The sequence below is a fragment of the Streptomyces sp. NBC_01016 genome (assembly GCF_026341035.1).
Classification (GTDB): Bacteria; Actinomycetota; Actinomycetes; order Streptomycetales; family Streptomycetaceae; genus Streptomyces.
This window is the reverse complement of sequence record NZ_JAPEOQ010000002.1, coordinates 2,613,475-2,639,690: the sequence shown is the minus strand read 5'-3', so window position 1 is coordinate 2,639,690 and position 26,216 is coordinate 2,613,475. Positions and strand designations below refer to the sequence as shown.

The 26,216-nt window shown below is 70.3% G+C and carries 24 protein-coding genes; 14 read left to right on the top strand and 10 right to left on the bottom strand.

What is annotated here, in order from left to right; genetic code table 11:
- Positions 1-217: 217 nt before the first annotated feature.
- Both OG746_RS38780 and OG746_RS38775 read left to right on the top strand, forming a co-directional pair.
- The gene (locus OG746_RS38780) at positions 218-1,231 is read left to right on the top strand and encodes a threonine ammonia-lyase (protein WP_266723293.1); all 1,014 of its coding nucleotides are present in this window, start codon (positions 218-220) and stop codon (positions 1,229-1,231) included.
- A 1-nt stretch (position 1,232) separates the two neighbouring features.
- Positions 1,233-2,309, top strand: coding sequence for a protein kinase family protein (locus tag OG746_RS38775; protein WP_266723291.1), 1,077 nt, complete (start codon positions 1,233-1,235; stop codon positions 2,307-2,309).
- A gap of 135 nt (positions 2,310-2,444) precedes the next feature.
- Here OG746_RS38775 and OG746_RS38770 read toward each other — a convergent pair whose 3' ends face one another.
- From OG746_RS38770 to OG746_RS38745, 6 genes are all read right to left on the bottom strand, one after another.
- The gene (locus OG746_RS38770) at positions 2,445-3,248 is read right to left on the bottom strand and encodes an ABC transporter permease subunit (protein ID WP_266723290.1); all 804 of its coding nucleotides are present in this window, start codon (positions 3,246-3,248) and stop codon (positions 2,445-2,447) included.
- Positions 3,245-4,180 (bottom strand): ATP-binding cassette domain-containing protein, encoded by a 936-nt coding sequence (locus OG746_RS38765; protein WP_266723288.1) that lies wholly within the window; start codon positions 4,178-4,180, stop codon positions 3,245-3,247. The genes OG746_RS38770 and OG746_RS38765 overlap by 4 nt, the downstream gene beginning before the upstream one ends.
- 126 nt (positions 4,181-4,306) lie before the next feature.
- Positions 4,307-4,975, bottom strand: a complete 669-nt coding sequence (locus OG746_RS38760) for a response regulator (protein ID WP_266723286.1) — start codon at positions 4,973-4,975, stop codon at positions 4,307-4,309.
- Positions 4,972-6,225 (bottom strand): sensor histidine kinase, encoded by a 1,254-nt coding sequence (locus OG746_RS38755; protein WP_266723284.1) that lies wholly within the window; start codon positions 6,223-6,225, stop codon positions 4,972-4,974. The genes OG746_RS38760 and OG746_RS38755 overlap by 4 nt, the downstream gene beginning before the upstream one ends.
- Positions 6,226-6,348: 123 nt before the next feature.
- Positions 6,349-6,999 carry an FMN-dependent NADH-azoreductase gene (locus OG746_RS38750; protein ID WP_266725690.1) on the bottom strand — a complete coding sequence of 217 codons (651 nt, stop codon included), beginning with the start codon at positions 6,997-6,999 and terminating at the stop codon, positions 6,349-6,351.
- 46 nt (positions 7,000-7,045) lie between these two features.
- Entirely contained in the window at positions 7,046-7,759 is a 714-nt protein-coding gene (locus OG746_RS38745) for a DsbA family oxidoreductase (protein WP_266723282.1), read from the bottom strand.
- 97 nt (positions 7,760-7,856) lie between these two features.
- Between OG746_RS38745 and OG746_RS38740 the strand changes: the two genes are divergently transcribed.
- The 3 genes from OG746_RS38740 to OG746_RS38730 all read left to right on the top strand — a co-directional run bounded on the left by OG746_RS38740 (position 7,857) and on the right by OG746_RS38730 (position 9,733).
- On the top strand, positions 7,857-8,279 hold the full coding sequence (locus OG746_RS38740) for a winged helix-turn-helix transcriptional regulator (protein WP_266723280.1): 423 nt from the start codon (positions 7,857-7,859) through the stop codon (positions 8,277-8,279).
- A 245-nt stretch (positions 8,280-8,524) separates the two neighbouring features.
- Positions 8,525-9,259 (top strand): GAF domain-containing protein, encoded by a 735-nt coding sequence (locus OG746_RS38735; protein WP_266723278.1) that lies wholly within the window; start codon positions 8,525-8,527, stop codon positions 9,257-9,259.
- A 36-nt stretch (positions 9,260-9,295) separates the two neighbouring features.
- Positions 9,296-9,733 carry an ATP-binding protein gene (locus OG746_RS38730; RefSeq protein WP_266723276.1) on the top strand — a complete coding sequence of 146 codons (438 nt, stop codon included), beginning with the start codon at positions 9,296-9,298 and terminating at the stop codon, positions 9,731-9,733.
- 93 nt (positions 9,734-9,826) lie between these two features.
- Here the strand turns inward: OG746_RS38730 and OG746_RS38725 are convergent, their stop codons facing one another.
- Positions 9,827-10,756, bottom strand: a complete 930-nt coding sequence (locus OG746_RS38725) for a SigB/SigF/SigG family RNA polymerase sigma factor (RefSeq protein WP_266723275.1) — start codon at positions 10,754-10,756, stop codon at positions 9,827-9,829.
- Positions 10,757-11,074: 318 nt separating this feature from the next.
- Here OG746_RS38725 and OG746_RS38720 point away from each other — a divergent pair, with 318 nt between their 5' ends.
- Both OG746_RS38720 and OG746_RS38715 read left to right on the top strand, forming a co-directional pair.
- Positions 11,075-11,512: an STAS domain-containing protein gene (locus OG746_RS38720; protein WP_266723274.1), complete on the top strand. Its 438-nt coding sequence runs from the start codon at positions 11,075-11,077 to the stop codon at positions 11,510-11,512.
- A gap of 59 nt (positions 11,513-11,571) precedes the next feature.
- Positions 11,572-13,173 (top strand): diacylglycerol/lipid kinase family protein, encoded by a 1,602-nt coding sequence (locus OG746_RS38715; protein WP_266723273.1) that lies wholly within the window; start codon positions 11,572-11,574, stop codon positions 13,171-13,173.
- A gap of 188 nt (positions 13,174-13,361) precedes the next feature.
- Here the strand turns inward: OG746_RS38715 and OG746_RS38710 are convergent, their stop codons facing one another.
- Positions 13,362-14,915 (bottom strand): glycoside hydrolase family 32 protein, encoded by a 1,554-nt coding sequence (locus OG746_RS38710; protein WP_266723272.1) that lies wholly within the window; start codon positions 14,913-14,915, stop codon positions 13,362-13,364.
- Positions 14,916-15,187: 272 nt separating this feature from the next.
- On the opposite strand from OG746_RS38710, the gene OG746_RS38705 reads away from it, so the two are divergent.
- Genes OG746_RS38705 through OG746_RS38690 form a run of 4 tightly spaced genes read left to right on the top strand, consistent with a single transcriptional unit; the run spans position 15,188 to position 19,831 of the window.
- The gene (locus OG746_RS38705) at positions 15,188-16,615 is read left to right on the top strand and encodes an extracellular solute-binding protein (RefSeq protein WP_266723271.1); all 1,428 of its coding nucleotides are present in this window, start codon (positions 15,188-15,190) and stop codon (positions 16,613-16,615) included.
- The gene (locus OG746_RS38700; protein ID WP_266723270.1) at positions 16,612-17,556 is read left to right on the top strand and encodes a carbohydrate ABC transporter permease; all 945 of its coding nucleotides are present in this window, start codon (positions 16,612-16,614) and stop codon (positions 17,554-17,556) included. Before OG746_RS38705 ends, OG746_RS38700 begins: the two co-directional genes overlap by 4 nt.
- A 23-nt stretch (positions 17,557-17,579) precedes the next feature.
- On the top strand, positions 17,580-18,404 hold the full coding sequence (locus OG746_RS38695; protein WP_266725688.1) for a carbohydrate ABC transporter permease: 825 nt from the start codon (positions 17,580-17,582) through the stop codon (positions 18,402-18,404).
- Positions 18,401-19,831: a glycoside hydrolase family 32 protein gene (locus OG746_RS38690; RefSeq protein WP_266723269.1), complete on the top strand. Its 1,431-nt coding sequence runs from the start codon at positions 18,401-18,403 to the stop codon at positions 19,829-19,831. Before OG746_RS38695 ends, OG746_RS38690 begins: the two co-directional genes overlap by 4 nt.
- 48 nt (positions 19,832-19,879) lie before the next feature.
- Here the strand turns inward: OG746_RS38690 and OG746_RS38685 are convergent, their stop codons facing one another.
- Positions 19,880-20,929, bottom strand: a complete 1,050-nt coding sequence (locus OG746_RS38685) for a LacI family DNA-binding transcriptional regulator (protein WP_266725686.1) — start codon at positions 20,927-20,929, stop codon at positions 19,880-19,882.
- A 210-nt stretch (positions 20,930-21,139) separates the two neighbouring features.
- On the opposite strand from OG746_RS38685, the gene OG746_RS38680 reads away from it, so the two are divergent.
- Positions 21,140-22,174: a LacI family DNA-binding transcriptional regulator gene (locus tag OG746_RS38680; protein WP_266723268.1), complete on the top strand. Its 1,035-nt coding sequence runs from the start codon at positions 21,140-21,142 to the stop codon at positions 22,172-22,174.
- Positions 22,175-22,227: 53 nt separating this feature from the next.
- Here OG746_RS38680 and OG746_RS38675 read toward each other — a convergent pair whose 3' ends face one another.
- Positions 22,228-23,613, bottom strand: coding sequence for a glycoside hydrolase family 32 protein (locus OG746_RS38675; RefSeq protein WP_266723266.1), 1,386 nt, complete (start codon positions 23,611-23,613; stop codon positions 22,228-22,230).
- Positions 23,614-23,787: 174 nt separating this feature from the next.
- On the opposite strand from OG746_RS38675, the gene OG746_RS38670 reads away from it, so the two are divergent.
- A complete protein-coding gene (locus OG746_RS38670; protein ID WP_266723264.1) occupies positions 23,788-25,119 on the top strand; it encodes an oligosaccharide MFS transporter in 1,332 nt (443 codons plus the stop codon).
- Positions 25,120-25,224: 105 nt separating this feature from the next.
- The gene (locus OG746_RS38665; RefSeq protein ID WP_266723262.1) at positions 25,225-26,154 is read left to right on the top strand and encodes a carbohydrate kinase family protein; all 930 of its coding nucleotides are present in this window, start codon (positions 25,225-25,227) and stop codon (positions 26,152-26,154) included.
- The last annotated feature ends 62 nt before the right edge of the window (positions 26,155-26,216 follow it).

Here is a 26,216-nt window from a genome sequence, read left to right as displayed (position 1 = left end):
CCCCCTCGTCACGGCCGTTCCGGATGATATACGGGACGTCGGGACGGTCTGCTCGGCCGTGCGCCGGGCGAGGGGCTGGGCGCGGAATCCGCGCCCAGCGACGGCGGCGCGGCGGAACGACGCCAAACTCGCCCGCCGCAGCGCGACACCTCAACCTGCCCACAAATCCAGCCAGTTGCTCATGGCGCCAACACCGGTGGCGCTACGCTGCTGTGTCGTGCAGCAGACGCGACTCGACATCGCTCGGATCCGGGCGGCCCGCCGGTTGATCGACCCGGTCTTTCTCGACACTCCGCTGTACCGCTGCGAGGCGCTGGAGCCCGGCCTCGGGTGCACGGTGAGCATCAAGCTCGAGACGGCGAACCCGGTCCGCAGCTTCAAGGCCCGTGGCACCGAGGTGGTCGCGAGCCTGCTCGCCGGCGATGCCTCGCGAGCCGTGGTGTGCGCGAGCGCGGGCAACCTCGGCCAAGCCCTCGCGTGGTCCGGTCGCGGCCGGGGGCTCGACGTCACAGTCGTCGCATCCCGCTTCGCGACGCGGGCCAAACTTGACCGCATTCGCGCACTGGACGCCGGGTTGGAGCTGGTGGACGGCGACCACGAGATGGCTCGCGAGCGGGCGGCGGCCATCGCACGGCACGACGGCATCCGGCTGGTCGAGGACAGCCTGGACATCGAGACCTGCGAAGGCGCGGCGACCATCGGTCTGGAACTGGTGGGCACCGCGCCGTCGTTCGACACCGTCCTGATCGCTCTCGGCGGCGGGGCGCTGGCCACCGGCGTGGGTCATGTGGTGAAGGCGTTGGCACCCGAGGTCGAGGTGATCTGCGTCCAGCCGCTCGGCGCACCGGCGTTGACACACTCGTGGCGCAGGCGACGGGTCGTCACCACCGACTCGACCGACACCATCGCCGACGGCGTCGCCGGCCGGCGCCCCATCCCGGCCGTCCTTCACGACCTCCTCCTGGTCGCCGACGACGCCGTCCTGGTCCAGGAGGCGTCGATCATCGCCGGTATGCGGATGCTCCTCGACCACGCCGGCCTCGTCGTCGAACCGTCGGCCGCGCTCGGCATCGCGGCCATCCTCGAAGACCGTGACCGCTTCGCCGGCCGACATGTCGTCACCATCGTGTGCGGCAGCAACGTCGACGTGGACGCCTATCACCGCTGGGTCGGCGCATCCAGGTCTGTCATCACACGCGGTCCAGGTGGAGCCAACAGTGAGAGTTCCTGACATGTCTCGCGGTGCGCGTCTCACTGCCCACAGCGCAGTCTCCACAGCCCTCGCCCTGTGCAGTGATCACGCGCTGCGCGAGCTTGTGGACACGGCCGTGCCGATCGGATCCGGCATCGGCGGGAAGTCGTCCCTGCTGGAGGTCGCCGGAACCCCGGTTTTCGTAAAGCGGGTGCCCCTCACCGACTTGGAGAGGCAACCTGAGCATGTCCGGTCCACGGCGAACCTGTTCGAGCTGCCCGTCTTCTGCCACTACGGCGTCGGCAGCATCGCCGGGCCGGGCTTCGGGGCCTGGAGAGAGCTCGCCGCGCACACCATGACGACGAACTGGGTGCTCTCGGCGGAGCACGAGGGCTTCCCACTGATGTACCACTGGCGGGTGTTGCCGGACGCGACGCCCCTGCCCGAGGACCTGGCCGACGTCGAACGGGCCGTTGCTTATCGGGGCGGCGGATCACAGGTACGCCGCCGGATCGAGGCTCTCCAGCAGTCCTCGGCGAGCGTCGCGCTGTTCCTGGAGTACATCCCGCAGAACCTGCACCAGTGGCTGGGCACTCAGGTCGAAGCAGGCGACGAGGTCGCCAACCGGGCCTGCACCATGGTGGAGAGGGAACTTGCAGCCGGTGTCTCGTTCATGAACAACCGCGGGCTCCTGCACTTCGACGCGCACTTCGAGAACATCCTGACCGACGGGCAGCACCTCTACTTCGCAGACTACGGCCTCGCGATCTGCTCCCAGTTCGAACTGTCGCAGGACGAGGCCGACTTCTTCGACCGGCATCAGACCTACGACCGCTGTTACACCGCCACGTATCTGGTGAATTGGCTGGTCACCGCTCTGTACGGATACCGGCGGGAGGACCGGGACGGCCGCTACGAGCTGGTGCGTGCCTACGCAGAGGGCAAGCGTCCCACCGGGATCCCGGAGGAGGCCGCGGCGATCCTCGCCCGGCACGCGCCGATCGCCGCCGTGATATCGGACTTCAACCTCAAGTTCCAGCGCGAGAGCAGGCAGACCCCATATCCGGTGGAGGAGATCCGCCGGATCGGTCGCACGTACAGCCCATCCCTCGGCTGACGGGGCTGCCGACACACTCTTCGGCGAGGGCAGCACCGTCACGTCCTTGTCCGTCTGGAAGATGGGAGGCATGGCGGTCTGACACCGCCATCGATGCCCGGGCACGTGCTGCGCCGCCGTGGACAGCCTCTCGGCTCACGCGTCACGGCGGCGCAGCACCGCCCCCGCGGCGAGCACCAGCACCGCCGTATATCCGGCGACCAGCAACAACGAGGGCCACGGGCCGAGGCTCCCGACCGCCTCGGCCGTGGCGTCCGAGGTCTGGGTGAGCTTCTCCAGGGCCGCCGTCGGCGAGATGCCCGCGACCCAGCGTTGCGCGTCGCCGAACAGCGGGCCGAACAGGGACGGCAGGAGCAGCAGGCCGATGACGGTGGTCACGGCGCCCGCGGAGTGGCGTACGAGCGTGCCGACCGCGAGGCCGAGCAGTCCGGCCACCGCGAAGGATCCCGCGACTCCGAACAGGGCGGGCAGCGGTCGGCCCTGCGCGTATGTCCCGTCGTCGAGCATGGCGTCGCCGGCCAAGTAGGCGAGGGAGCAGGAGGCCAGCGACAGGACGTACAGCAGTCCGGCGATCAGGGTGCCCTTGGCCGCGAGGACGGTCGCGCGGCGTGGGTTGGCGGCGAACGTGGTGCGGATGGTGCCGCTGCTGTACTCGCCGGTGACCAGGAGCACACCGACCACGGCGGCCAGCATCTGCCCGACGACCGCCAGGGTGAGGCTGCCGCCGAGGACGGTGTCGTCGCGCTGCAGGCTGCCGGTCGCCGCCACGAACACCGCGCCCACGACCGGCAGGAGGGTGGTCGCGGCGGTCGTCCACACCGTGGAGCGAACGCTGCGGAACTTGATCCACTCGTAGGCGAGGGCCTGTACGTATCCGGCGCGGGCGCCGGTGAGTCCGGTGAGTGCCGGGGCCGGGTTGGTGGCATGAGTGGTCGTCATCGCAAGGTCTCCTCGGTCTTACGTACGGAAGCGGTGCGGTACTCGGCCGCGTCCTGGGACAGGGCGGTGTAGACCTCCTCCAACGAGGAGTGAGCGGGGGTCAGTTGGTGCACGGCGAGGCCGTTGTCGCGGGCGAGGTCGCCGATCGTGGCGGCGCCGGGGCCCTCGACCCGCCAGTCGCCCCGGGGGTCCAGACGTACGCGGGCGCCCTTGGCTTCCAGCAGGGCGCGCAGCTTCTCCGGCTCCGGGGAGCGCACCAGCGTGTGGGCGCGGGAGTTGGTCTCGATGAAGTCGCGCATGGTGGTGTCCGCGAGGAGGCGGCCCCTGCCGATCACGATCAGGTGGTCGGCGGTCAGCTCCATCTCGCTCATCAGGTGCGAGGAGAGGAAGACCGTACGGCCTTGTGCGGCAAGCGACTTCATCAGGTCGCGGATCCACCGGATGCCCTCGGTGTCCAGGCCGTTGACCGGCTCGTCCAGGATCAGCACCTCGGGATCGCCGATCAGCGCGGCGGCGATGCCCAGGCGCTGGCCCATGCCGAGCGAGAAGCCCTTGGTGCGGCGCCTGGCGGTCGCCTGTGGCAGGCCGACCAGGTCCAGGACCTCGTCGACGCGGCGGCGCGGGATGTTGTTGCCGGCCGCGAGTCCGGCGAGGTGCTGGTAGGCGGAGCGGCCGCCGTGCACGCCCTTGGCGTCCAGGAGCGAGCCGACGGTGCGCAGCGGTGCGGCGAGATCCCCGTACCTCTTGCCGCCCACCGTGACCCGTCCGGCGGTCGGGGCGTCGAGTCCCAGGACGAGCCGCATGGTGGTCGACTTCCCGGCGCCGTTGGGGCCGAGGAAGCCGGTCACCCGCCCGGGGCGGACGGTGAAAGAGAGTCGGTCGACGGCGGTCTTGTCGCCGTATCGCTTGGTGAGTTTCGTTGCCTCGATCATGTCGTCGACGCTAGGGACGGCGGAGCGATCCGGCGTCCTGCGCAGGGAGTCGGCCGCTACTCCCGCGGGAGTAGCCTGCGCCGGGAGTCGGTCACTACTCCCGCAGGAGTGGACAAGAGCGCGGGGTCAGCGGTCCCCGGCGCGGACCAGACCGGTCTCGTACGCGATCACGACCAGCTGCGACCGGTCCCGCGCGCCAAGCTTCGTCATGGCCCGGCTGACGTGGGTCTTCGCGGTGAGCGGGCTCATAATCAGCTCCTTGCCGATCTCCTCGTTACTGAGTCCCGCCGCGACCAGCGCCATCACCTCCCGCTCGCGGTCGGTGAGCGGGGCCAGGCGCTGTGCCCCTGCCGCCTCCGGGGCCTTGAGGCGGGCGAACTCCTCGACCACGGAGCGGGTGACCGCGGGGGCGAGGAGGCTCTGCCCCGCGGCGACGGTCCTGATGGCCGAGCGCAGGTCGTCCGGCTCGATGTCCTTGAGCAGAAAGCCGGCGGCTCCGTGGCGCAGGGCCTCGAAGACGTACGAGTCGACGCGGTATGTCGTCAGCATGAGCACGCGGGCGCCGTCCAGGGTGCGGTCGGCGGCGATGCGCCGGGTGGCCTCGATGCCGTCGATGCCGGGCATCCGGATGTCCATCAGCACGACGTCCGGGCGGGTCGTGCGCACGGCCTCGACCGCCCTGAGCCCGTCCGCCGCCTCGGCCACCACCACCAGGTCGTCGGTGAGATCCAGCAGGGCGCGAAAGCCCGCGCGGACGACTGTCTGGTCGTCGGCCAGCACCACGCGGACGGTCATCGCGCTTCTCCTTCGGTGGTGAGCGGATCCGGGATGTCGGTGGTGAGCGGATCGGGGATGTCCTCGGACGCGGGCGGGAGCCCATCGGCGGACGCCGTCGGCAGCCAGGCGGCGACCCGGAAACCGCCACCGGGGAGCGGACCGTATTCGATGGTGCCGCCCACAGCGACAGCCCGCTCACGCATCCCGACCAGCCCGAAACCACCTGCGCCGCCCGCGGTGGCGATGGCGATGGTGCCATCGTCCACGACCTCCACACGCAGCACGCCACTTCGGGCCCGCACCGACACCGCCGCGTGCCGGGCCCCCGCGTGCTTGACGACATTGGTCAGCGCTTCCTGCACGATCCGGTACGTCGCCAGCTCCACCATCTGCGGCACACCGGTGATTGCCTCCTCCTGCGCCAGCGTCACGGCGACACCGCTGCCGCCGAACCGCTCGACCAGCGAGGGGAGTTGGCCGAGACCGGGGGCCGGCTCCGCCGCCTCGCCATCCGACGCGCGGAGCACGGTGACCGTGGCCTTCAGCTCCCGGACCGCCTCCTTTCCGGACTCGCGTACCTGCCGCATCGCCCGCCGCGACACCTCCGGCTCCGCGTCGAGCGCGTCGAGCGCCACCCCGGCCTGCACCGTCATCGCGGTCACCGTGTGGGCGACGATGTCGTGCAGCTCGCGGGCGATCCGCACCCGCTCCTCGCGCACCCGCCGCGCCGCCTCCCGCTCCCGGTCCTCCTCCGCGCGGGCGGCCCTGGCCGCGTACGCCTGCGTCAACTGCCTTCTCGTACGGACTACTTCACCGAGCAGCAGCGGCACCAGCGGCCAGATCATCTCCAGCAGCGGCAACCCCTGCGGATTGGCCACGTCGAACCCGACCCGCAGCGCCACCGCCCCCGAGACCAGCGCCGCGACCACACCGGTCCACCAGGTGCGGCGCCGACGGCCCGTGACCGCCACGGTGTACAGCGCGACGATGACCGGGAGATTCAGGAGTTCACCGATGTGCCCGTACAGGGCCCAGGCCGCGCAAGCAGCTCCGGTGATCGCCGCGACCGGCAGGGGCAGGCTCCTGCGCCACACCAGCGCGCCGAGCGAGACCCCGAGAAGCAGCCGGCTGAACCAGTCGGCCTGCGTGTACCCGGGATCATTGACCGCGAGATCCGACCCGGTGAGCAGGCCGACCGCCGCCACCACGAGAAGGTCGGTCGCGCGTGGCGGCAGCGCCCGAAGAGGCAGGCGGTCGGGGGTCGTCACGCCCTTCACGGTATGGGCTGTCGGGCCGGGCCGCATACGCCTCTGGGAGTAGCGGTCGGCCCTGGTACGCGCCTGGTACGAGACGCTGATCGCGCAGGGCCGCTTACGTACAACTCCCGTGTCTCATACGGCCTGTTGGAGCGAAGTGTCAAAGGTCGTCGCGAGCGTGCGGGCCTTGTCGTGGGCGGTCGTCATGGACGCCTCGTGCAGGGGAAGGAGCGGGGCCATGGCCGGATTCACGGGGGCCATGGTCAGCTCGGGTATCACGGTGGTGACGTCCAGGCCGAGGAGGTGGTCGTGGCCTAGGACGGCCTCCAGGGTGGGCACCACGTAGTCGAGGCCCTCGTTGGGAGTGCCGGGGCCGTAGCCGCCGCCCCGGGCGGAGATCAGCAGGGCCGGGCGGCCCGCGACCGGCGAGGGGCCGTTGAAGATCAGGGTGCGGTCCGTGACGACGATCTGGTCGAGCCACGCCTTGAACACCGACGGCATCGAGAGGTTGTACATCGGCACCGTGAACAGGTACGCGTCGGCGCCCAGGAACTCCTCGATCAACTCGTCCTGGAGCGCGGCCGCCTTCGCCTGCTCGGGAGTGTGCTGGTCCCGGTCGGTGATGCGGGCCGTGATGCCCGCGGCGCTCAGGTGCGGCACCGGCGAGGCGGCGAGGTCGCGGTGGACGACCGGACCCTGCCACTGGTCACGGAAGGACTGAGCGACCTGATGGGAGACGGACGCCTCGCCGAGCGAGGAAGAGTCGATGTGCAGCAGGTACGACATGGCAGTTGTGCCTTTCACGGAGATGGGGTGAGGATGGGGTGACGGGTCAGGGGCGGGCCGGGACTGCGCAGCCATCGGAGCCGCAGGCCGGGGCGTCGCCCGCGGGGGCGAGGGTGACCGGGCGGGTTTCGTCCCAGGCGGTACGCAGCAGGTCGAGCAGGGTGTCGCTGTCCTGCGCGCCGGGGACGCCGTAGCGGCCGTCGACGACGATGAACGGGGCGCCGGTGGCGCCCAGTTGCCGAGCGCGGCGGGCGTCGTCCTGGACCTGGGCGCGGTAGCGGCGCTCGGTGAGCACCTGACGCGTCAGGTCAGGGTCAAGGCCCAGCTCGTCGGAGAGGCCCAGCAGGTCGTCCAGGGCGAAGACGGGCTCGGCCCTGCCGAAGTAGGTACGGAAGATCGCGTCCCAGGCTTCGCGGTTCTTGCCCTGCGCGGAGGCGTGGGCCAGGAACTCGTGGGCCTGCTCGGTGTCGCCGACGACGTTGTCCAGCACCCGGTAGGGGCTCAGCCCCTCGGAGGCGGCCAGCGTCTCGAGCTGCCCGGTCGCCGCCTCCGCCTCCGCGCCGCTGATGCCGTACTTGCTCAGCAGGACCTCACGGACGCCGACCGTCCGGCCGGCGGGGAAGCCGGTGCCCAGCGGGAACGAACGGTGGACCACCTCCACACGATCGCTGTGCTCGAACCGCTCCACGGCCCGGTCCACGCGGTGGCTGCCCAGCCCGCACCAGGGGCAGGTGACCTCGGCCCAGATCTCTACTTTCATGCCCTGACCTCCAATTCCTCTCTTTTGTTCGTAACGCCATGATGCGCCAGTATGGAAGCCGGTACAAAAGGCACACCGGTGTGCGTGACGGAGAGGAATGGGCGCCATGCAGGACAGCACCGATATGGAGATGGCGGCTGCGATCGGGCCGTGCGCGAGCATCCCCGCCGACCACATGGCGTTCGTCCGGCAGGTCCTTGACCGGGTCGGCGACAAGTGGAGCATGCTGATCGTCGCCGTCCTGGAGCACGGCCCGTTGCGCTACACCGACCTGCAGCGCCAGATCCCCGGCATCTCCCAGCGCATGCTCACCCACACGCTGCGCCAGCTCCAGGACGACGGCCTGATCACGCGCACCGCCTACGCCGAGGTGCCGCCGCGCGTGGAGTACGCCCTCGCCCCGCTCGGCCGCGGCCTGCACGAGATCGTCACGCAGTTGATCGGCTGGGTCGCCGGCCACCACGACGAGATCCACGCCAACCGCGCCCAGGCCGGCAGCGCCACCTCCTCCCGGTCCTGAGCCGCGGCACCCACCGACACACGCGGCACTCTCGGTTGCCCGCCTGCGTACGCAGAACACTCGCCCGACGGAGTGGCGCATCGCCGTGTTCCCGTACGCGAGTGCAATCCAAATAATTGGACGAGTGAAACCGGTGCGCGGGTGGTAGGCGGATCTCCATCCCCGCGTCGCGGCAGGCACGTTCCGCAGCGGCGCCGACGCAAACGCTGGAGGGCAAAGGCCCGTCCAGAAAGGAAGTGAGGCGCATGCTGGAGGAAGACCGGTCGATCGTTCACGACGTGTCGCTCGCGGCGGCCGTGGGGCGCCGGGCCCTGCCGAGGAGGTTGTGCACGGCCTTCGCCGAATCGCTGGGCGCGCAGCACGCCACGATGTCCCTGCTCCCCCGGCTTGAGCAGTGGCAATTGCTGTACGCCAGCGACGAAGGCGCCCTGCAGGCCGAGGCCGCCCAGTTCGCCCACGCGGAGGGGCCCTCGGTCGACGCCGCGCTGGGGGCGCGGACCACCTTCGTCCCCGACGTCCATGACAACGGCCGCAGTACGCGCCTGCGGAGCTGGTCCGACGAACTCCCCACGCTCCGGCACGTTCTGGCGCTGCCGCTGCACCGAAGGCACGGGCCGCTCGGTGTGATCTGCCTGTACTACACCCGCTCCGCCCCGCCGAGCCCGGCGCAGATCGCCGAGGCCGAACGGGCCACCGCGGTCGCCCGTGAGGAACTCCTGCGCTGGAGGCCCATGCACGCCGACGCCGCCGGTCCCGAGCCGGTGTGGGCCACCGACACCCGCGCGGCGCGTTGGGAACGCGTCCACCAGGCCGCCGGTTACGTCGCCGCGCGCGAGGACTGCCCGGTCGGCGAGGCGCTGACCTGGCTGCGGGTCACCAGCATGCGCCGGCACGAGTCGCTGCTCGACACCTGCGACGGCGTCCTGCAACCCGCCGGGGCGAGGGCGGACGTCCGCCGACCGGCCGCCCTCGTGTCCTGAGCCCTCAACCCCCACACGCACAAGGAGGGTCCAAGAGTGCCCACGCAGCAGGTACACACAGTAGACAGCAGCGCCAACGAACGAGTGGCACTGCGCAAGCGACCGGAAGCAGCAGCCCAGGCTCGGCTGACGGCACGCGACTTTCTGGACCGACTGCACCCGTCAGTCGACGAGCAGGACGCCGCCAGTGTCGAGCTCGTCGTCTCCGAGCTCGTCACCAACACCGTCCGCCACGCGCGCGGCAGCCGCTGCTCCCTGCAACTGCAGGCCCGAGCGGACAGCATCGTGATCGCGGTGAGCGACGCCGATCGGCGACCGCCCCACGAACGATCCCCCGACATGTCGGACGGCACCGGTGGCTTCGGCTGGCCGATGGTCCGCCACCTGGCCCGGTCGGTCACGGTGACCGCCGGTCCCAGCGGCAAGACGATCCAAGCGACCTTGCCCCGAAGCAGCGTCCGCAGGAGCGAGTAGCCGCGCAGCCGTGGAGGCCCTGGGGAGCGGAGTGACTCCGCTCCCCAGGGCCTCCACGGATCCCGATCCTCCCGAGGGCCCGCCGGCCGCTTCCTACACGCTGAGCTTTACCCGGAGCCGGTCCAGGACGCGGGTGAGGCGGCGGGAGACCTGCATCTGCGAGACGCCCAGTTCGCGTCCGATCTCGGCCTGCGTCAGCTCGTCGACGAACCGCAGCGCGAGGAGCTCTCGGTCCCGGGACTCGAGGGCGGCGATCAGGGGCTTGAGAGCCTGAAGGTTCTCGGCCTTGGCCAACTCCGGGTCGTGGCACCCGATATGGGCGGCCAGAGTGTCGTCGGGCTCGCCGGCGTCCACCGATCGGTCCAGCGAGGCAGCGGTGCAGCCATTGGTCGCCTTCAGCCCTTCGGCGACCTCGCACTCGTCCAGTCCGAGGTGGGCGGCGAGTTCGGCGACGGTGGGGGCGTGCCCGTCGACCTGCTCGAGGAGGGTCTTCGCCCGGTCGAGGTGCAGGCTGAGTTCCTTCAGGCGCCGGGGGACATGGACGGCCCAGGTGGTGTCGCGGAAGAAGCGCTTGATCTCACCCATGACGGTGGGCAGGGCGAAGCTCGTGAATTCCACGCCGCGCTGCAGATCGAACCGGTCGATGGCCTTGATCAGACCGATCGTGCCGACCTGCACGACATCCTCGTAGGAATCGCCGTGAGCACGCAGGCGCCGTGCGGCGTAGTGCACGAGGTTGAGGTTGAGCTCGATGAGGGTGTTGCGCGCGTAGGCGTACTCATGGGTGCCCTCCTCCACCTCGCCGAGCCGGGCGAACAGCGACTTCGACAGGCCACGGATGTCCGCCGGCGCGAGCGTGTCGATATCGGTGTCGGTGCCGGTGTCGGTGTCGGTGTCGGTGTCGGTGTCGGAGAGTGACGGAAGGCCCGGGGCGTCGGCCGACGGGGCGGCGCTCCCGAGGCCGGCCATATGTCGCTCGGGTACATCGGTCCGCTGTGCCGGATGGCTGGAGGCCTGGGGCATCGTCGTCGCTCCCTCAATCCGAAGGCACTCCCCCGGTCGGGAGTGCGGCGTGCACGCCTCATACCCGCAATCTTCCGGAGCACACCAGCAATTTTACGCTCCGTAACATGCGCGAAGCCCGCGGCGGTATCCTCCATTTCCGCGGACAGCGACCGACCGCAACAGCCTGCAGCGCCCAACTAGACGGAAAATGCGGCCTGTTGGCGAACTCCGGCGCGTAGGAAGAAGCCACCGGGGCAACCGGAAGGAGACTCCGCACGATGAGGCTGCGCCGGCCGCATCTCACGCATCGTGACCACACGGCCAAAGGGAGCCGCGATGTCCACGCAGACCAACCGCCTGTCCGTCACCGACCTGACGCACTGTGAGCACTGCGCGGTGCTGCGGGTGCGCGGTGAACTCGACCAGGACTGCGAGCAGTTCTTCCTCCGCACCATCGGGTCCCGGGTCCTGGCCGGGCACCGGCACCTGGTGCTGGACGTCACGGCGCTCACGTTCTGTGACTCACGCGGCCTCAACTGCCTGCTCGCCGCCCGCTGGCTGCTGGAGCGCCGCGAGGGGATGCTCCTGCTGGCCGGCTCCGGGCGCCGCCTGGTCGATCTGCTCGCCCAAACCGGCAGCAGCGAACTGCTGCCCTCCTACTCCACCGTGAGCCAGGCCCTCACAGCCCTGCCCCCGGAACATCGCCCCGCCTGGCCACCGCCTTCCAGTAAACCGCCGACCGTACGGAAGCCGGGCGCCGATAGGGTGACGTGACGCTACGGTCGGCCCGGTCGTCGCGCAGTGGACTGGATGTGCAGAGGTGTAGCGAGCGCATGAATCAACCTGGACGTCTGGGAAAGATCCAAGGACTGGGAAAGCGGCCGAAGGCGTACTTCTCCGCCTTCACCACCTCCTCCGCCTTCTCCACGAAGGGGCGGCCCCTGCGCGGAAGCTCAGCGGTCCGCCTGCTGCGCACAGTCGCGGGGCACGACGCCGTATGGCTGGGCGCGGCTGCCGCGCTCGGGCTTTCGGGCGGCAGGAGCGGCCGCAGGGCCGCGCTGCGCGGCATCGGGTCCGTGGCCATCGTCGCGGTACTGGACCGGGCTCTGACCAAACCCGCCGCCCGCGCCACCCGCCCCCGCACGAATGCCCTCACCAGGAACGTCCCCCGCCCGGGCGCCACGCCTCTGCGCTCCAGCCCGTTGGCGCCGGCCGCGGCGTTCGCCTCCGCGGTCGCCGTGGAGTCGCCCCGCCACGGCCTCGCCGTGCTGCCCTTCGCCGCGGGGCTCGCCTACATACGCGACCGCGAGAGCCTTCAGCACCGCGGCCGTCTGGCGGCCGGCGTCATCGCAGGTGCGAGCGCCGCACTGCTGACCTGCCGCTGGTGGCCGGTGAAGCCGGACACCGCCGCGGCCGCCGCTCCCCCGCGCAAACCGGCACCGGCCCTCAAGGACGGCAAGGGCCTGCACCTGGTGGTCAACCCGTCCTCCGGCATCTCCTGGTCCCAGGACACCGCGACACTGCTGCGCACGCTCCTTCCCGAAGCCGCGATCACCGTGTTCGAACCGGGAGACGACCTCGTGGACGTACTCCACGCGGCAGCGCTGCGCGCCGTCGCGGACGGCGGCGCGCTGGGCGTCTGCGGCGGCGACGGCACCGTCAACGCGGCCAGCGCGACGGCCGCCCGCCATCACGTACCGCTCGCAGTCTTCCCCGGCGGCACCTTCAACCACTTCGCAGGCGACCTCGGCAACCAGACCCTGGAGGATGTCGCCCGCGCGATCCAGGCAGGCGAGGCAGTCACCGCCGACGCAGGGCGGGCAACACGGCCCGAGGACCCCCACGCAGACCCGGAAGACGGTGCGACACAGGGCCCGTCCGAAGGGGCACCCTCCGCCCCTCACGGCAACAGCGAACAGCAGCTGTTCCTCAACACATTCAGCATCGGCGTGTACTCCGAACTCGTCCACGCCCGGGAACTCCTGGAGAAGCGCATCGGCAAGTGGCCCGCGCTGGCCGTGGGCCTGGCCAAGGTCCTGGCCACCGGCAGCCCGCTCTCGGTGGCCATCAACGGCCGCCCCCGCAGCATCTGGCTGCTCTTCGCGGGCAACGGCATCTACCACCCCGCCGGTTTCGCCCCGACCTACCGCACCCAGCTCGACGACGGACTGCTCGACATCCGCGCCGTGGAAGCCGGCACCCCGCTGGCCCGCACACGACTCCTCCTCGCCGTCCTGACCGGAACCCTGCACAACTCCCGGGTCCTGACGACCGCCCAGGTACGCCGCCTGGACCTGCAAGTACTGCAGGGCGACCCCCACTTCGCGTACGACGGCGAGGTCACGGACGCGACCTACCGGCACCTCGTCCTCGACAAGATCACCAACGCGATCACCCTGTACCGCCCTGCCGACCAGAGCCAGTGGCTCCGCTGACACCAGGCGCCGGCGAAGGCCGATCCGGCCATACGGCCGATCTGGCCATACGCATGAGCGTGCGCAGCTGATGGCCGGTGCGTGGACGGGGCTGGGTGGCCGGCCGGAGTCGGGGCGTCACCGAGCCGTTCCGCCAGGGCCGCCCAGCCCGTTCCCGCAGCAGCGGGACGTCCCGTCCTCGTGATCGCTCAGACGGTGAACTCCCGGATCACGGTGTTCCTGAAGACCGCCTTGCCGTCGATCGTGAACAGCGCGAGCCGGGTGTCCGTGAGGTAGGGGAACGCCTCCAACGAGTGGGTGTGCCGGCCGTCGTCGAAGAACACCTCGACCGAGGTGCGGTCGACCAGGACGCGCAGCGTGACCTTGTGGGCCGATGCGTCGAAGGGGCTCTTGCTCTCCTGCCACTTGCCGGAGGTGTCGGGGTTGGCGGCGCCCCGGCGGTTCACGAAGGCGTAGTCCCCGTACACGCCCGCGTCGATGTGCCGGCTGCCGTCGGCGGACCTGCGCAGCTGGACGCCCGCGCCGGTCAGCTGGTCCCAGGTGATCTCGGTGGACAGTTCGTACGCCGTACCCGTGTAGTCGAGGACCAGTTGCCCGTCGACGGTCACGTCGCCGAGGTCGACGGTCCGTGAGACATACTGGTCCAGGGCCTGCACCGGGCGGGACGCCAGGTAGTGGGTGCCCGACGCGGCGCGTTGCAGGGTGATCTCGCGGACGATCGAGTCCGTGCCGTTGAAGCCGTCGGCGTCGATGGTCGGAGTGGTGTTGGGGTAGTCCCAGTTGTTGAGCCAGCCGATCGCGTAGCGGACGGCCGGGTCGACGGCGCCGTTCGCGGCGTGCTTCTCGAAGGTGACGGCGCCGTACCAGTCGAAGCCGTGGTCCAGCCACTGCGGCTCCGGCGCGTCGGGCGTGAACGTGGTGCCGTCGAACTCGCCCGTCCAGTACGCGTAGGTGTTGGGCAGACCGGACGCCTTGCCGTTGGCGCTGACCCCGAGCACCCACTTCGCGGTGCCGGCGGCCGTGGTGATGCGGAACAGGTCGGGGCACTCCAGGACGCCGATGCCCTCCTTCACGAAGTCGCCGACGTGTGTCCAGTCCTTGAGGTTCGCGGAGTGGTAGAAGCCGACCTTGGTGCCCTCGGCGAGCACCATCACCCAGCGGCCGCGCTCCTCGTCCCGGACCACCTTGGGGTCGCGGAAGTCCTGCACGCCCGGGTTGGGGACGGCCGGATCGGTGCCGTGGTTCTTGAAGGTGCGACCCTTGTCGGTGGAGTACCACAGGTACTGGGCCTGGCCGTTGGTGGTCCCGTCCGGCTGCATGGTGGCAAGGACGACGACCGCGCCCGCGCCGAAGCCCGCGGTGTTGTCCGTGTCCACCACCGCGGAGCCGGACCAGACGTCGCCGTTGGAGGTGGTGTCCTTGGGGATCGCGATGCCCCGGTCCTTGAACGAGACCAGGTCGGTGCTGGTGGCCAGGCGCCAGGCCGTGCCGGTGGACGTGCCGCCGGCCAGATAGTCCGCGTTGTAGAGGTAGTAGTAGTGGTACTCGCCGTCGATCCAGATCGGCTTCTGCGGGTCGTTCTTCCACTGGTCGGGGACCGTGAAATGGTACTCGGCGCGGTAACTCGCGCTCTGCTTAAGGGACTTGCCGCTCAGGGCGGCCGCCGATCCCGCGGGTATCGCGGCCAGCGCCGCGCCCACGGCTCCGGCCCGGATCAGCGTCCTTCTGGTCATGTCTCGCATCGTCACTCGTCCCTTTCCTGACACGTTTCCTGACACGTTTTCTGACACGGCGGCTCTGGCTCGTGACACTGGCGACTCAAGCTCGTGGCACTGGCGGCCCAAGGCGGGACCTCGCTCGACGGCGCCGGTCCACGCTGGGACAGGACTGTAGACCTAACTCGTTAAAGGTCAAGCGCGGCAAGGGCCTTGACACCGACGTAACAGGGTTCTCATCATCTGGGTCACGGAAGTTTACTAACACGAGTTAGGCCCTTCATGAGTGAGGCCATCCGATGACCGACTCGCCCCACCTTCCCGACCGCACCTTCCCCCGCCGCACCGTGCTGCGCTACGGCGGCTACGGCGCCGGCGCCGCCGCACTCGCCGGCACCGCCGCGAGCTGGGACCGGCTCACCGGCGCCGACATCCCCGGCCGGGACGGCGACTCACTGGTCGTCGCCACGCTCGGCTCCACCTTCGACCCGGCGGCGCAGCGCGCTCTGCGCGAGGGTTTCCAGAAGCTGCACCCCGACATCAAGCTGCGCCTGCTGCCGATCCAGGCCACCGACTGGTCGGACTTCTTCGCCAAGATCCTCACCCAGATCGCCGCGGGCACCGAACCCGACCTCGTCTATGTCGCCACCGAGGGCGTGCAGCTCTTCGCCCAGCGCCTCGGCGTACCGCTCGACGGCCTGGTGCGGCGCGACGCGGACGAGCTGCGCGAGTACTTCACGGACGTCCACCCGTCCCTCGTCGAGTCGATGATGTACGAGGGGAGCCTCTATCAGCTCCCCGTCGAGTTCAACGCAGCCGACATGTATCTCAACAGCGAGGTCCTGAAGAAGGCGGGAGCCGAACTGCCGCCGCCCGACTGGACCCGCGACGACTTCACGGCGCTGCTGCGGGACATGAAGCGCACCGGCGGCTCGCACTTCACGCCGTACTTCTGGACGAACCGGCTGTGGGGCGGAGTCGTCCCCTGGCTGTTCGCCAACGACACGAACATCCTCGCCGAGTCCAAGGCGCCCGGCGGCGACTGGCTCTGGGACGGCTTCTATCCGGCGGCCCAACGCCGTGGCCGCGGCGGCGGTTTCCGCTGGCGCACCCCGCAGGCCACCCATGAACGCGTGGAGGAGGTCTACGACCATCTGGCCTCGCTCATCCAGGACCGGCTCTGCTCACGCCCCGAGGGCGGAAACGGCGACAACCTGGTCGGTGTCTTCTCCACCGGCCGCGTCGGTGTCACCCCGGCGGGCGGCTTCTGGGCAGGCGGACTGCACGACGCGGGCATGCGGCGCACGGAGTACGACGTGCAGTACTTCCCCCGCTGGCGCACCCAGCGCCACCAGTTCGGCGCCGCCGGCTTCGCGCTCCTGCGTACGTCGAAGAAGCAGGACGCGGCCTGGGAGTTCATCAAGTACTCCGTGCGCAAGGACGTCCTCGCCGAGCTCTTCGTGGCCAACCAGACGACTCCGGCCCGTCGTTCGATGGTTCAGGCGGCCCGCTACGAGAAGACGGGGCCGACGAACTGGCAGGTCTTCTACGACACCCTCGACAAGTTCCCCACCACAGGACCGATCCCGGCACCGCCCCAGGTCGCCGAGGTCGAGCAGCTCCTCCTCAAGCACACCGGCACCGCGCTCGCCGATCCGCGCGGGGTGCGTCCCGCACTGCGGCGGCTGCAGGGCGACCTGGAGAAGGCCATGGAGCGTGACGCATGACGACCACCCAGCACAGGGCAGAGGCGAAGGCCGCCGTCGGGAAGCCGGAGCCCCGGCCCACCGCCCGGGACCGTGGATCACGCCTCCTGGCCACGCTCTTCCTCGCGCCGACCGTCATCGGCGTCCTCGTCTTCACCGTCGTACCGATCGTCGGGTCCGTCGTCCTGAGCTTCTTCCACTGGAACGTCATCGACCCGCCGACGTTCGCAGGGACCGACAACTACCGCGAGGCCTTCACCGACGACACGGTCCGCGTCTCCTTCGCCAACACCCTCATCTTCATGTTCTTCGCGGTCGCCCTGCAGATGCTGCTCGCGCTCGCCCTCGCGCTGACACTCAACAACCGGCTGCCAGGCTGGCTTCGTTCGGCGTTCCGCTCGGCGTTCTTCTTCCCGCTCGTGCTGTCCGCGGCATCCATCTCGGTGGTCATGAAGTACCTCTTCAACCAGGAATTCGGGGTGATCAACTGGCTGCTCGGCCATGTCGGCATCGACCCGATCCCCTGGCTCACCTCCGAGAACTCCGCGATGGCGGCGGTCGTCCTGGTCTACGTCTGGCAACAGTTCGGCTTCTCCTTCCTCCTCTTCATCGGGGGACTCAACAACATCCCCAAGGAGATCCACGAGGCCGCGTCGCTGGACGGGGCCACCGGCATCCGCAAGCACCTCGCCGTCACCCTGCCACTGCTCTCGCCCACCCTCCTCGTCGCCTCCGTGGTGGGCATCATCAACGCCCTTCAGGTCTTCGAGCAGCCGTACGTCCTGACCGACGGCGGGCCCGGCGACTCCACCCGCACCGTCGTGATGGTCATCTACCAGAGCGCCTTCGAGCAGCTGCGGTTCGGCGAGGCCTCGGCGGTCGGCGTGCTGCTCTTCGCCCTGATCCTCGCGGTCACGGCCCTCCAGTTCCGGCTCAGCCGGCGATTCGTCCACTACCAGTGAGCCCGGTGATCCCTGTGAACCGTATGAAGTACGGCCTGTCCTCCTGGGCACGGATCGCCGGCCTGACCGTGGTCGCGCTGCTCACCCTCGGCCCGGTGATCTGGACCGTGTCCACCTCGCTGCGGACCCCCGCCGAGTCCTTCGACCTGCCCCCGCAGCTCATTCCGTCCGCTCCGACGACCGAGGCGTACCGTCAGGTCTTCGCGGAGATCGACGTATGGCTGTACGCGCTCAACTCGACCCTGGTGACCGCGCTGATCGCGGTCGGCCAGATGATCACCGCGGGGCTCGCCGGATACGCCTTCGCGCGCCTCGAATTCCGGTTCAAGAAGCCGCTGTTCGGGCTCGTCCTCGCGACGATGATGGTGCCGTTGCAGGTCACGATCGTCCCGGTGTTCCTGGTCCTGAAGTCGATGGGCCTGACCGACACACTGCTCGGACTGATCGTCCCCGCCTGGCCCACCGCGTTCGGGACGTTCCTGATGCGGCAGTACTTCCTCGGCATGCCCAAGGATCTCGGTGAGGCGGCGATGATCGACGGTGCGGGACCCTGGCGGATCTTCCGCTCGGTGTACGCGCCGCTGGCCGCGCCCGGCCTGGCGATCGTGGGCGTCCTCGCCTTCAACTACCACTGGAACGAGTTCTTCCGCCCGCTGATCCTGGAGACGTCGACCGAGAACTTCACGCTGCCGCTCGGCCTGGTCTCGCTCCAGGGCAACCTCGGCACCGGATCCGTGTCCGTGGTCCTCGCGGGCGTCGTGCTCTCCATGATCCCCGCCATCGCCGTCTTCGCCGTCGGCCAGCGCCCGCTGCGCGAGGGCATCACATCCGCTGGAGTGAACCGTTGAGCACGCCCCGCCTCGAACCCGACGAGAACGATGCCCACGCCCCGCGCTTCCGGATCAGACCTCCCGCGAACTGGATCAACGACCCCAACGGTCCCTTCCGTTGGCGCGGCCGCTACCACCTCTTCTACCAGCACAACCCCGACGCCCCCGTGCACACGAACATGCACTGGGGCCATGTCTCCAGCGCCGACCTCGCACACTGGGAGCACCACCCCATCGCGCTCACCCCGACACCGGGCGGCCCGGACGAGGGTGGCTGCTGGTCGGGCTGTGTGGTGGCCGACGCGGGTGTCCCCACCGCCGTCTACACCGGCGTGGACCACGCACACACCGGGCTCGGCACCATCTGCCTGGCCCAGGCGTCCCCCGAATCCCGGGAGTTGACGACCTGGCGCACGCTGCCCGAGCCGGTCGTCTCCGGACCACCACCGGGCCTTGACGTGACGATGTTCCGCGACCCGTTCGTCTTCCGGCACGGCGGGCGCCGCTGGGCGGTGGTCGGGGCGGGTCACGCCGACGGCACACCATCGGTTCTCCTGTACGACTGCGACGACCTCAAGTCCTGGCGGTTCGCCGGAGTGTTGGTGGACGGGCACGATCCGGTGGCGGAGAAGGCGTTCGGCGGCGGCGCGGTGGGCTGGGAGTGCCCTCAGCTGTTCGAGGGGGACGGCGGCGACTGGACGCTGGTGGTGTCGCTGTGGGACGGATCCCCGTTGTCGACCGGGTACCTGACGGGCCGTCTCACCACTGGACGCGACGGTGACTTGACCGGATTCACTCCTCGCGTCGGCGGTCCGCTCGATCTGGGCAGGGACTGCTACGCGCCGGCCGTGCTGCACGACACCGCGGCGGGCCGGAATCTGCTGTGGGGCTGGTCCTGGGAGGCGCGGGGCCAGCGGGAGGTGGACGATGCCGGCTGGTCCGGTGTCCTGACGGCGCCGCGGGTCGTCGGCACGCACCCCGACGGCACGGTACGCGTAAGACCGGCACCGGAGCTCCAACTCCTGCGCGCACGGACACCGTTCGTGACGGAGCAAGGTAGTCGTACGCCACTCCCTCTCGCGTACGACATCGAGGTCACCGCCGTCGCATCCACCACGGTCACGCTGCTGCGGGCCACGTCGGGCGCGGAGCTGACGCTGACGCTCGACCCAGCGGCGGGCACGGCGACGCTGGACCGCACCGGCTGGCCCCGCGAACGGCCCGACGGCGCGGCATCGATCACGCTGAGGTCAACTCCAGTCTCGCAAGCCGGACTTGATGTCCGCATCCTGGTCGACGGCTCCTTGCTCGAACTCTTCGTGGCGGACCGCGCGGTGGCGACAGAACGTATCTACAGGCGCCCGGACGACATCGCCGAGCTGACGGTCGCCGGGGAAGGCGCGAAGGTCACCGGCTGGGAAGTGACACCGCCGGAGCACGAGTGAGTCGGCCTCGGCAAAGGGTGCCCCCTAGACGGGCCGCACGCCGCGCCCTCACGAACGAGGCGGCCCCACCGAGTCACGCACCACCACGGGGCACTCCAGTCGCCGGACCTCCACGGCAGGGGGCGTGGCGTTCTCGATGGCGTCCAGAAGCAGCCCCGTCGCCACCTCCCCCATGGCACGGTGCGGCAACGCGACGGTGGTCAGTGGCGGGTCCAGGAACCCCGCCATGTGCTCCTGATCGTCGTAGCCGACCAACGAGAGGTCACCGGGGACGTCGATGCCGAGCCGGGCCGCGGCGTGCAGGACACCCGCCGCGACCCGGTCGTTGTAGCAGACGATGCCCGTGGGGCGCCGCTCGGCGGGCACGCCGTCCAGCAGGCGCATCGCTCCCGCGTAGCCGGCAGAGATCTCGCCTCCGCCGCGCACGATCCGGTCCTCGCCCGCGCGCTCCCCCACCGTCCGCAGCGCGTCCCGGAAACCGCGCAGGCGCTCCGCCGACGCGATGTCGTCGAGCCCGCCGACCAGGGCGACCCTGCGATGCCCCGCGTCGAGGAGGAGCTTGGCCGCCGCCCGGCCACCGGACCGCTCGGCGGGGATCACCGCGGCCAGCGAGCCGTCGCCGGGAAGGCAGTTGGCGAACACCGCGAAGGTGCGCTTCAGGCCCGCGGGGACACGGGCGGAGCGCAGGGACATGGCGGCGTAGATGATGCCGTCCACCCGCCGGTCCAGGAGCTCGGCGACGGCCGCGTCCTCCTTGGCGAGGTCGCCGGTGGAGTCGACGGTGAGCACCAGGTGTTCGCGGTTCCAGGCGGTCTCCATCGCGCCGCGCAGCAGCGCCCCGGCGAACGGCGACGAGGCGATGTGGTCGGTGACCAGGCCGATCACGGCCGTTCGACGGCGGCGCAGGCCGCGGGCGACGGCGTTGGGCCGGTAGCCGAGTTGCTCGGCGGCCTTGCGGATGCGCGCCTGGGTGGCGGGCGAGAGATTGCCTTCGGCCCGGCCGTTGAAGACGAAGGAGACGGCGGTGTGCGAGACACCGGCGAGACGCGCGACGTCCTTCGACGTCGGCCGCTCGGACCTGTCCGCGTCCCTGCCCAGGCTGTCGGCGTTCTCGATGTTCCCCGCCCCCTTCGATGCCGCACGGGTGACCTGCCTTGATCCACGTCAGACTAGCCGCGCCCCCTGCGTCCCGACATGGCCGGACGCTCCGACATGGCCGGGCGCTCCGGCGATACTGGCGGTGCCGATTGTCGCCCGCAGCCACCCAACGATCCACCCACCAATCCACCCACCAGGAGAAGACACGACGTGAGCCGCCCCACCGCCCTCGATGTCGCCGAGCTTGCCGGGGTGTCACGCGCCGCCGTGTCCTTCGTCTTCAGCGGCCGCGCCGCGGGGAACCTCTCCGCCAAGACGCAGGCGCGGATCAGGAAAGCCGCCGATCAACTCGGTTACCGCCCCGACGAAGTGGCGCGCTCGCTTCGCAAGCAGCGCAGCGCGGTGATCGGACTGCTCAGCGACGAGATCGCGACGAGCCCGTTCGCCGGCCGTCTGGTGCTCGGCGCGATGGAGGCGGCCCGTGAGCGCGGGCACCAGGTGCTGCTCATGGAGTCCCGCCTCGACCCGGCCGCCGAGGCGGAGGCGGTCGCAGAGCTGCGGGCCCGCCGGGTGGACGGGATCGTGTACGCGGCGATGTCCATGCGCCGCACCGCCGTACCCGAGGGCATCGACCCGTCCCGGGCGGTGCTCGCCAACTGCCTGCCGCGCAAGCCCGGTTCGTACGCTTCGGTGGTGTCGAACGAACGCAAGGGCGGCCGTTCCGCGGTGAATGTGCTCATCGAGGCGGGGCACCGTGACATCGCGCTGCTCGGCGGCTCGGCCGGTGACATCGCCGCGTCGGACCGGGCGCGCGGCTTCCGCGACGGACTGCGGGCCGCCGGGATCAGCGCGCGCGAGGAGTGGGTGCTCCGCGCGGGCTGGCAGATCGACGAGGGATACGCGGCGGCGATGCGGGTGCTCGACGGTCCTGCCCGGCCGACGGGCGTGGTCTGCGCGAACGACCGGATGGCCACGGGCACGCTGCTCGCCGCGGCCCGCCTGGGCATCGACGTACCCACCGAACTGTCGGTCGTCGGCTACGACGACCAGGACCAGATGGCCGGCCACCTGGTCCCCGCCCTGACGACGATCGCGCTCCCGCACCACGAGATGGGCGCGACCGCGGTCCGTATGCTCCTCGACGCCTCCGAGGCGGACGAGCCGGTGAACCGGGAGACCGCGCGCCGCCTGACGTGCCCCGTGGTCACCCGGGACTCGGTTTGCCCGCCGACGGGGGCCCGCTGAAGGAGCCGGAGCCGACTGAGCGTTCCCGGCCGCGCCGTCTCCGGCTGGACACGTCAGTGCCGACCGCCGTACTCCCAAGCGCGCGTCTCCACCTCCGTCGAGCCCCGCACCACCGTCACCTCGTAACGCCCCACGGGAGCGGGATACACCTTCTCCGTGAGCATCGCCCGCTCGTCGACGAACGCCTCGATCAGCGGGCCGTCCACCAGGATCCGCAGGTGGGTTCGTGTGCCGCCGGGTACGGTCGCGATCGCCTCGGACGTCCGGGGCAGCGGATGCGACGCCGTCGCGGGAGTGCCGGTGCGGTCCAGCACGAGCGTCCCGCGGGTCGGGTTCACCCTGAGGGACACCGCCGAGCCGAGGCTCAGGACGATCTCGCTGTCGGGCAGGCCGACCCGTACATCGAGTTCGATCTCGTACGCCGCAGGAAGGTCCGCGCCGACGGGCAGCGGCGTCCCGCGCAGCGCGGTCAACTCGCGGGCGGGGGCGAGGCGCAGGGTGCCGTCCGGGTGTACGCCGATCTCGCGCGGGTGGGTGAGGCAGCCCGCCCAGCCCGCGGCCACGGACTCCTGCTCGGTGCGTGACTCCCAGCTCCAGCCCCACAGCAGGGTGCGGTCGTCCTCGACCAGGGCGGTGGGGGCGTAGAAGTCCCTGCCGTGGTCGAGCATTCCGCCGGTCGCGGGCACGAAGCGCAGGCCGTCGCCCGCCGCCCGCAGGTCGCCGACGAGATACGACGTCGAGTACGTGATGTCGTCGATCCACAGCGAGAGGAGCAGCACCCAGCGGCCGTCGCCCGTCGGCAGCAGCGCAGGGCACTCCCATGCCGTGGCGGGTCCGGCGATCCGGCCCGCCACCGGGTCGGCGGCGTCGACGAGCGAACCGGCGTAGGTCCACTCGGTGAGCGAGTCCACGCGGTAGAGCAGCACGTCCCCGGCCCCGCTCCCCCGGTGTCCCGCGCCGATCAGGGCCCAGCGTTGCCCTTCGTACGAGAAGAGGTACGGGTCGCGGAAGGCGACGAGGTCGAGGCCGGGCGGCGGCCCCGCGACGACCGGATCGGGCTCGGCCTTCAGCTCGGTGATCAGGTCGTCCGTGGCGCGGGCCAGCATCACCGAGCCGATGCCGTCGTCGCGGTCCATGCCCGTGTAGACGGCGGTGGGCACCCCGTCGTCGACGACCGCGCAGCCGGACCAGGCGCCGCGTCCGTCCCGGCCGCCGGGTGTCGGTGCGAGCGCGATGCCCTCGTCGGTCCAGGTGACAAGGTCGGGGCTCGACGCATGGCCCCAGTGGATGTCTCCCCAGACCGGGGCGCCGGGGTTGTGCTGGAAGAAGAGGTGGTAGCGGCCGGCGTGGAAGAGCGGCCCGTTGGGGTCGTTGCACCACTGCCCGGCGGCAGGACGTACATGGTGACTCGGGATGTTCCGGTCGTCTGCCTCAGTCATGGTGATGTCACTTTCTTGAAATCGGCCTCTTGCCAACCGGAACCTAACACGTGATAGTTGACCCGCCCTAGCACGTGTAAGGGCACGTGTGAGGAAAGGACCGGAACAGTCTGTTCCGGCATCATGAGTCGGCGCTGCGCGGGACACCGCAGTGCCCAGCGCGAGGGAGCGCCCATGACCACCCAGAGCCCGGCCACCGAGAGCCGAGCGGCTCAGAGCCCCGCCGCGACCGCCCCGGGGAGAAGCAGGCGCGGCCTGAACTTCACCCTGATCAGCGCGGCACTCTTCATGTTCTTCGTGACCTGGTCGCTGTCCTGGTCACTGTTCTCCATCTGGCTCACCCAGGACATCGGACTGAGCGCGGGCCGCAGCTCCCTGGTGGTCAGCGCCAACGCCATCGGCTGCCTGGTGACCATGCCGGTCTACGGCTTCATCCAGGACCGCCTCGGCCTGCGCAAGAACCTTCTGTACTGGGTCGGCGGCCTGATGCTGCTCGTCGGCCCGATGTACATCTACGTCTACGGCCCGCTCCTGAAGACCCATTTCGCGCTCGGCCTGATCGTCGGCTCCGCCTATCTGGCCATGGCGTTCGCGGTCGCCGTCGCCACGCTGGAGAGCTACGCCGAGCGGCTCGGCCGCTTCCACGGCTTCGAGTTCGGCCGGGCCAGGATGTTCGGGTCGCTCGGCTGGGCCGCGGCGACCTTCTTCGCGGGGCGCCTCTTCAACATCGACCCGGACCTGAACTTCTGGGCCGCCTCCGTCGCCGCCGCCGTCTTCGTCGTGCTCCTGGTGGCGATCCGCGTGACGAACGGCCGCCGGGCCGCCGCCGTCGACCATGCCGCGTCATCCGTCTCGGTCGCCGACGTGAAGTCGCTCCTCGCGTACCCGGCGTTCTGGGGGCTGCTGCTCTTCGTGGTCGCGGTGACGGCGACGTACAACACGTACGACGCGATGTTCCCCTCGTACTTCGCCTCGCTCTTCTCCACCACCGCCGACGGCAACCGCATGTACAGCGACCTCAACTCCGTCCAGGTCTTCCTGGAGGCGGGCGGCATGGCGCTCGCGCCGTTCCTGGTCAACCGGTTGGGGCCGAAGCGGTCGCTGCTCGTCTCCGGCTGCATCATGGCGACCCGGATCTGTCTGTCCGGCCTGGTCACCGATCCGGTCGCGATCTCCGCGGTGAAACTCCTGCACGCGGTCGAGCTGCCGATCATGCTGATCGCGATCTTCAAGTACATCAACCGGCACTTCGAGCCCCGGCTCTCGTCCTCGATCTACCTCGTCGGCTTCCAGTTGGCGACGCAGGTCGGCGCGGCCGTCATCTCCCCGCTCGCGGGCATCGGCTACGACAGCATCGGCTACGCCCACACGTACCTGATCATGTCGGGCTTCGTCGCCGCGTTCACCCTGATCTCGGTCCGCACGCTGCGGACCGATGGGAAGGGGTTGCCGGAGGCCGTGGCGCCGGTGGTCACGGAGCCGGCTCCCGAACCGGCCAAGGTCTGAGCCCCGCCCCCTCTGCACGAGCAGCTTCAACACGAGCAGTTTCAGCACGAGCAGTTTCAGCACGAGCAGTTTCAGCACCAGCAGTTTTGCGAAAGGAACATCCCTGTGATCGTCGTCGCCGGTGAGGCATTGATCGACCTGGTGCCGCAGGCCCATGGTGACGTGACCGCGTCCCTGCTGCCCGCGCGCGGTGGTGGCCCGTACAACACGGCCATCGCGCTCGGGCGGCTCGGGGCGGGGGTCTCCTTCTGCTCGCGGATCTCGACGGACGCGTTCGGCGCCTCGCTCGTCGAGCGGCTGCGCGCCGAGCAGGTGGGCACCGGACTCATCCAGCGCGGCCCCGAGCCGACCACGCTCGCCCTCGCCTCGATCGACGCGGGCGGCTCTGCCGCGTTCAGCTTCTACGTCGAGGGCAGCGCGGACCGGCTCTTCGAGCTGCCGGGCGAACTGGCCGCCGATACAAGGGCGTTGTCGCTCGGGACGTGCTCGCTCATCCTCGAACCGGGGGCGAGCGCGTACGAGGAGCTGATGCGGCGCGAGGCAGGGCGCGGGATCTTCATCGCCCTCGACCCGAACATCAGGGCCGGCCTCATCCCGGACGCGGACGCCTACCGGGCCCGTTTCAAGAGCTGGCTGCCGTACGTCTCCCTGCTGAAGCTGAGCGAGGAGGACGCGGACTGGCTGGGGCCGGATGTCGAGGGGTGGCTCGCGGCAGGTCCGGCCGCCGTCGTGATCACCCGTGGCGGCGACGGCTTGACGGTCTTCACCCGGGACGGCCGGGAGTTCTCCGTGCCCGGCGAACGCGTCGACGTCGTGGACACGATCGGCGCGGGCGACACCGTGAACGCCGCGCTGCTGTACGCGCTGTCCGAGCGGGACCTCCTCTCGGCGCGGGCCCTCGCCTCGGTCCCGGGCCGCACCTGGCGGGAGGTGCTCGCCTTCGCCGCCCGCGCGGCGGCGATCACCTGCTCGCGGGCGGGGGCCGAGCCGCCGAACGCGGGTGAGATGCGGACCGGCACCGGGGCCTCTCGGTAGACCCCATAAGCAGGTGCTCGGTGGCGGACTGGCACCGGGGCCTCTCGGTAGACCCCCTAAGC

Coding starts and splice junctions, on each gene's coding strand:
- OG746_RS38775 (WP_266723291.1), top strand. CDS start 1,233: ATGTCTCGCGGTGCGCGTCTCACTGCCCACAGCGCAGTCTCCACAGCC.
- OG746_RS38770 (WP_266723290.1), bottom strand. CDS start 3,248: ATGACGACCACTCATGCCACCAACCCGGCCCCGGCACTCACCGGACTC.
- OG746_RS38765 (WP_266723288.1), bottom strand. CDS start 4,180: ATGATCGAGGCAACGAAACTCACCAAGCGATACGGCGACAAGACCGCC.
- OG746_RS38760 (WP_266723286.1), bottom strand. CDS start 4,975: ATGACCGTCCGCGTGGTGCTGGCCGACGACCAGACAGTCGTCCGCGCG.
- OG746_RS38750 (WP_266725690.1), bottom strand. CDS start 6,999: ATGTCGTACCTGCTGCACATCGACTCTTCCTCGCTCGGCGAGGCGTCC.
- OG746_RS38745 (WP_266723282.1), bottom strand. CDS start 7,759: ATGAAAGTAGAGATCTGGGCCGAGGTCACCTGCCCCTGGTGCGGGCTG.
- OG746_RS38740 (WP_266723280.1), top strand. CDS start 7,857: ATGGGCGCCATGCAGGACAGCACCGATATGGAGATGGCGGCTGCGATC.
- OG746_RS38735 (WP_266723278.1), top strand. CDS start 8,525: ATGCTGGAGGAAGACCGGTCGATCGTTCACGACGTGTCGCTCGCGGCG.
- OG746_RS38725 (WP_266723275.1), bottom strand. CDS start 10,756: ATGCCCCAGGCCTCCAGCCATCCGGCACAGCGGACCGATGTACCCGAG.
- OG746_RS38720 (WP_266723274.1), top strand. CDS start 11,075: ATGTCCACGCAGACCAACCGCCTGTCCGTCACCGACCTGACGCACTGT.
- OG746_RS38715 (WP_266723273.1), top strand. CDS start 11,572: ATGAATCAACCTGGACGTCTGGGAAAGATCCAAGGACTGGGAAAGCGG.
- OG746_RS38710 (WP_266723272.1), bottom strand. CDS start 14,915: ATGCGAGACATGACCAGAAGGACGCTGATCCGGGCCGGAGCCGTGGGC.
- OG746_RS38705 (WP_266723271.1), top strand. CDS start 15,188: ATGACCGACTCGCCCCACCTTCCCGACCGCACCTTCCCCCGCCGCACC.
- OG746_RS38700 (WP_266723270.1), top strand. CDS start 16,612: ATGACGACCACCCAGCACAGGGCAGAGGCGAAGGCCGCCGTCGGGAAG.
- OG746_RS38695 (WP_266725688.1), top strand. CDS start 17,580: ATGAAGTACGGCCTGTCCTCCTGGGCACGGATCGCCGGCCTGACCGTG.
- OG746_RS38675 (WP_266723266.1), bottom strand. CDS start 23,613: ATGACTGAGGCAGACGACCGGAACATCCCGAGTCACCATGTACGTCCT.
- OG746_RS38670 (WP_266723264.1), top strand. CDS start 23,788: ATGACCACCCAGAGCCCGGCCACCGAGAGCCGAGCGGCTCAGAGCCCC.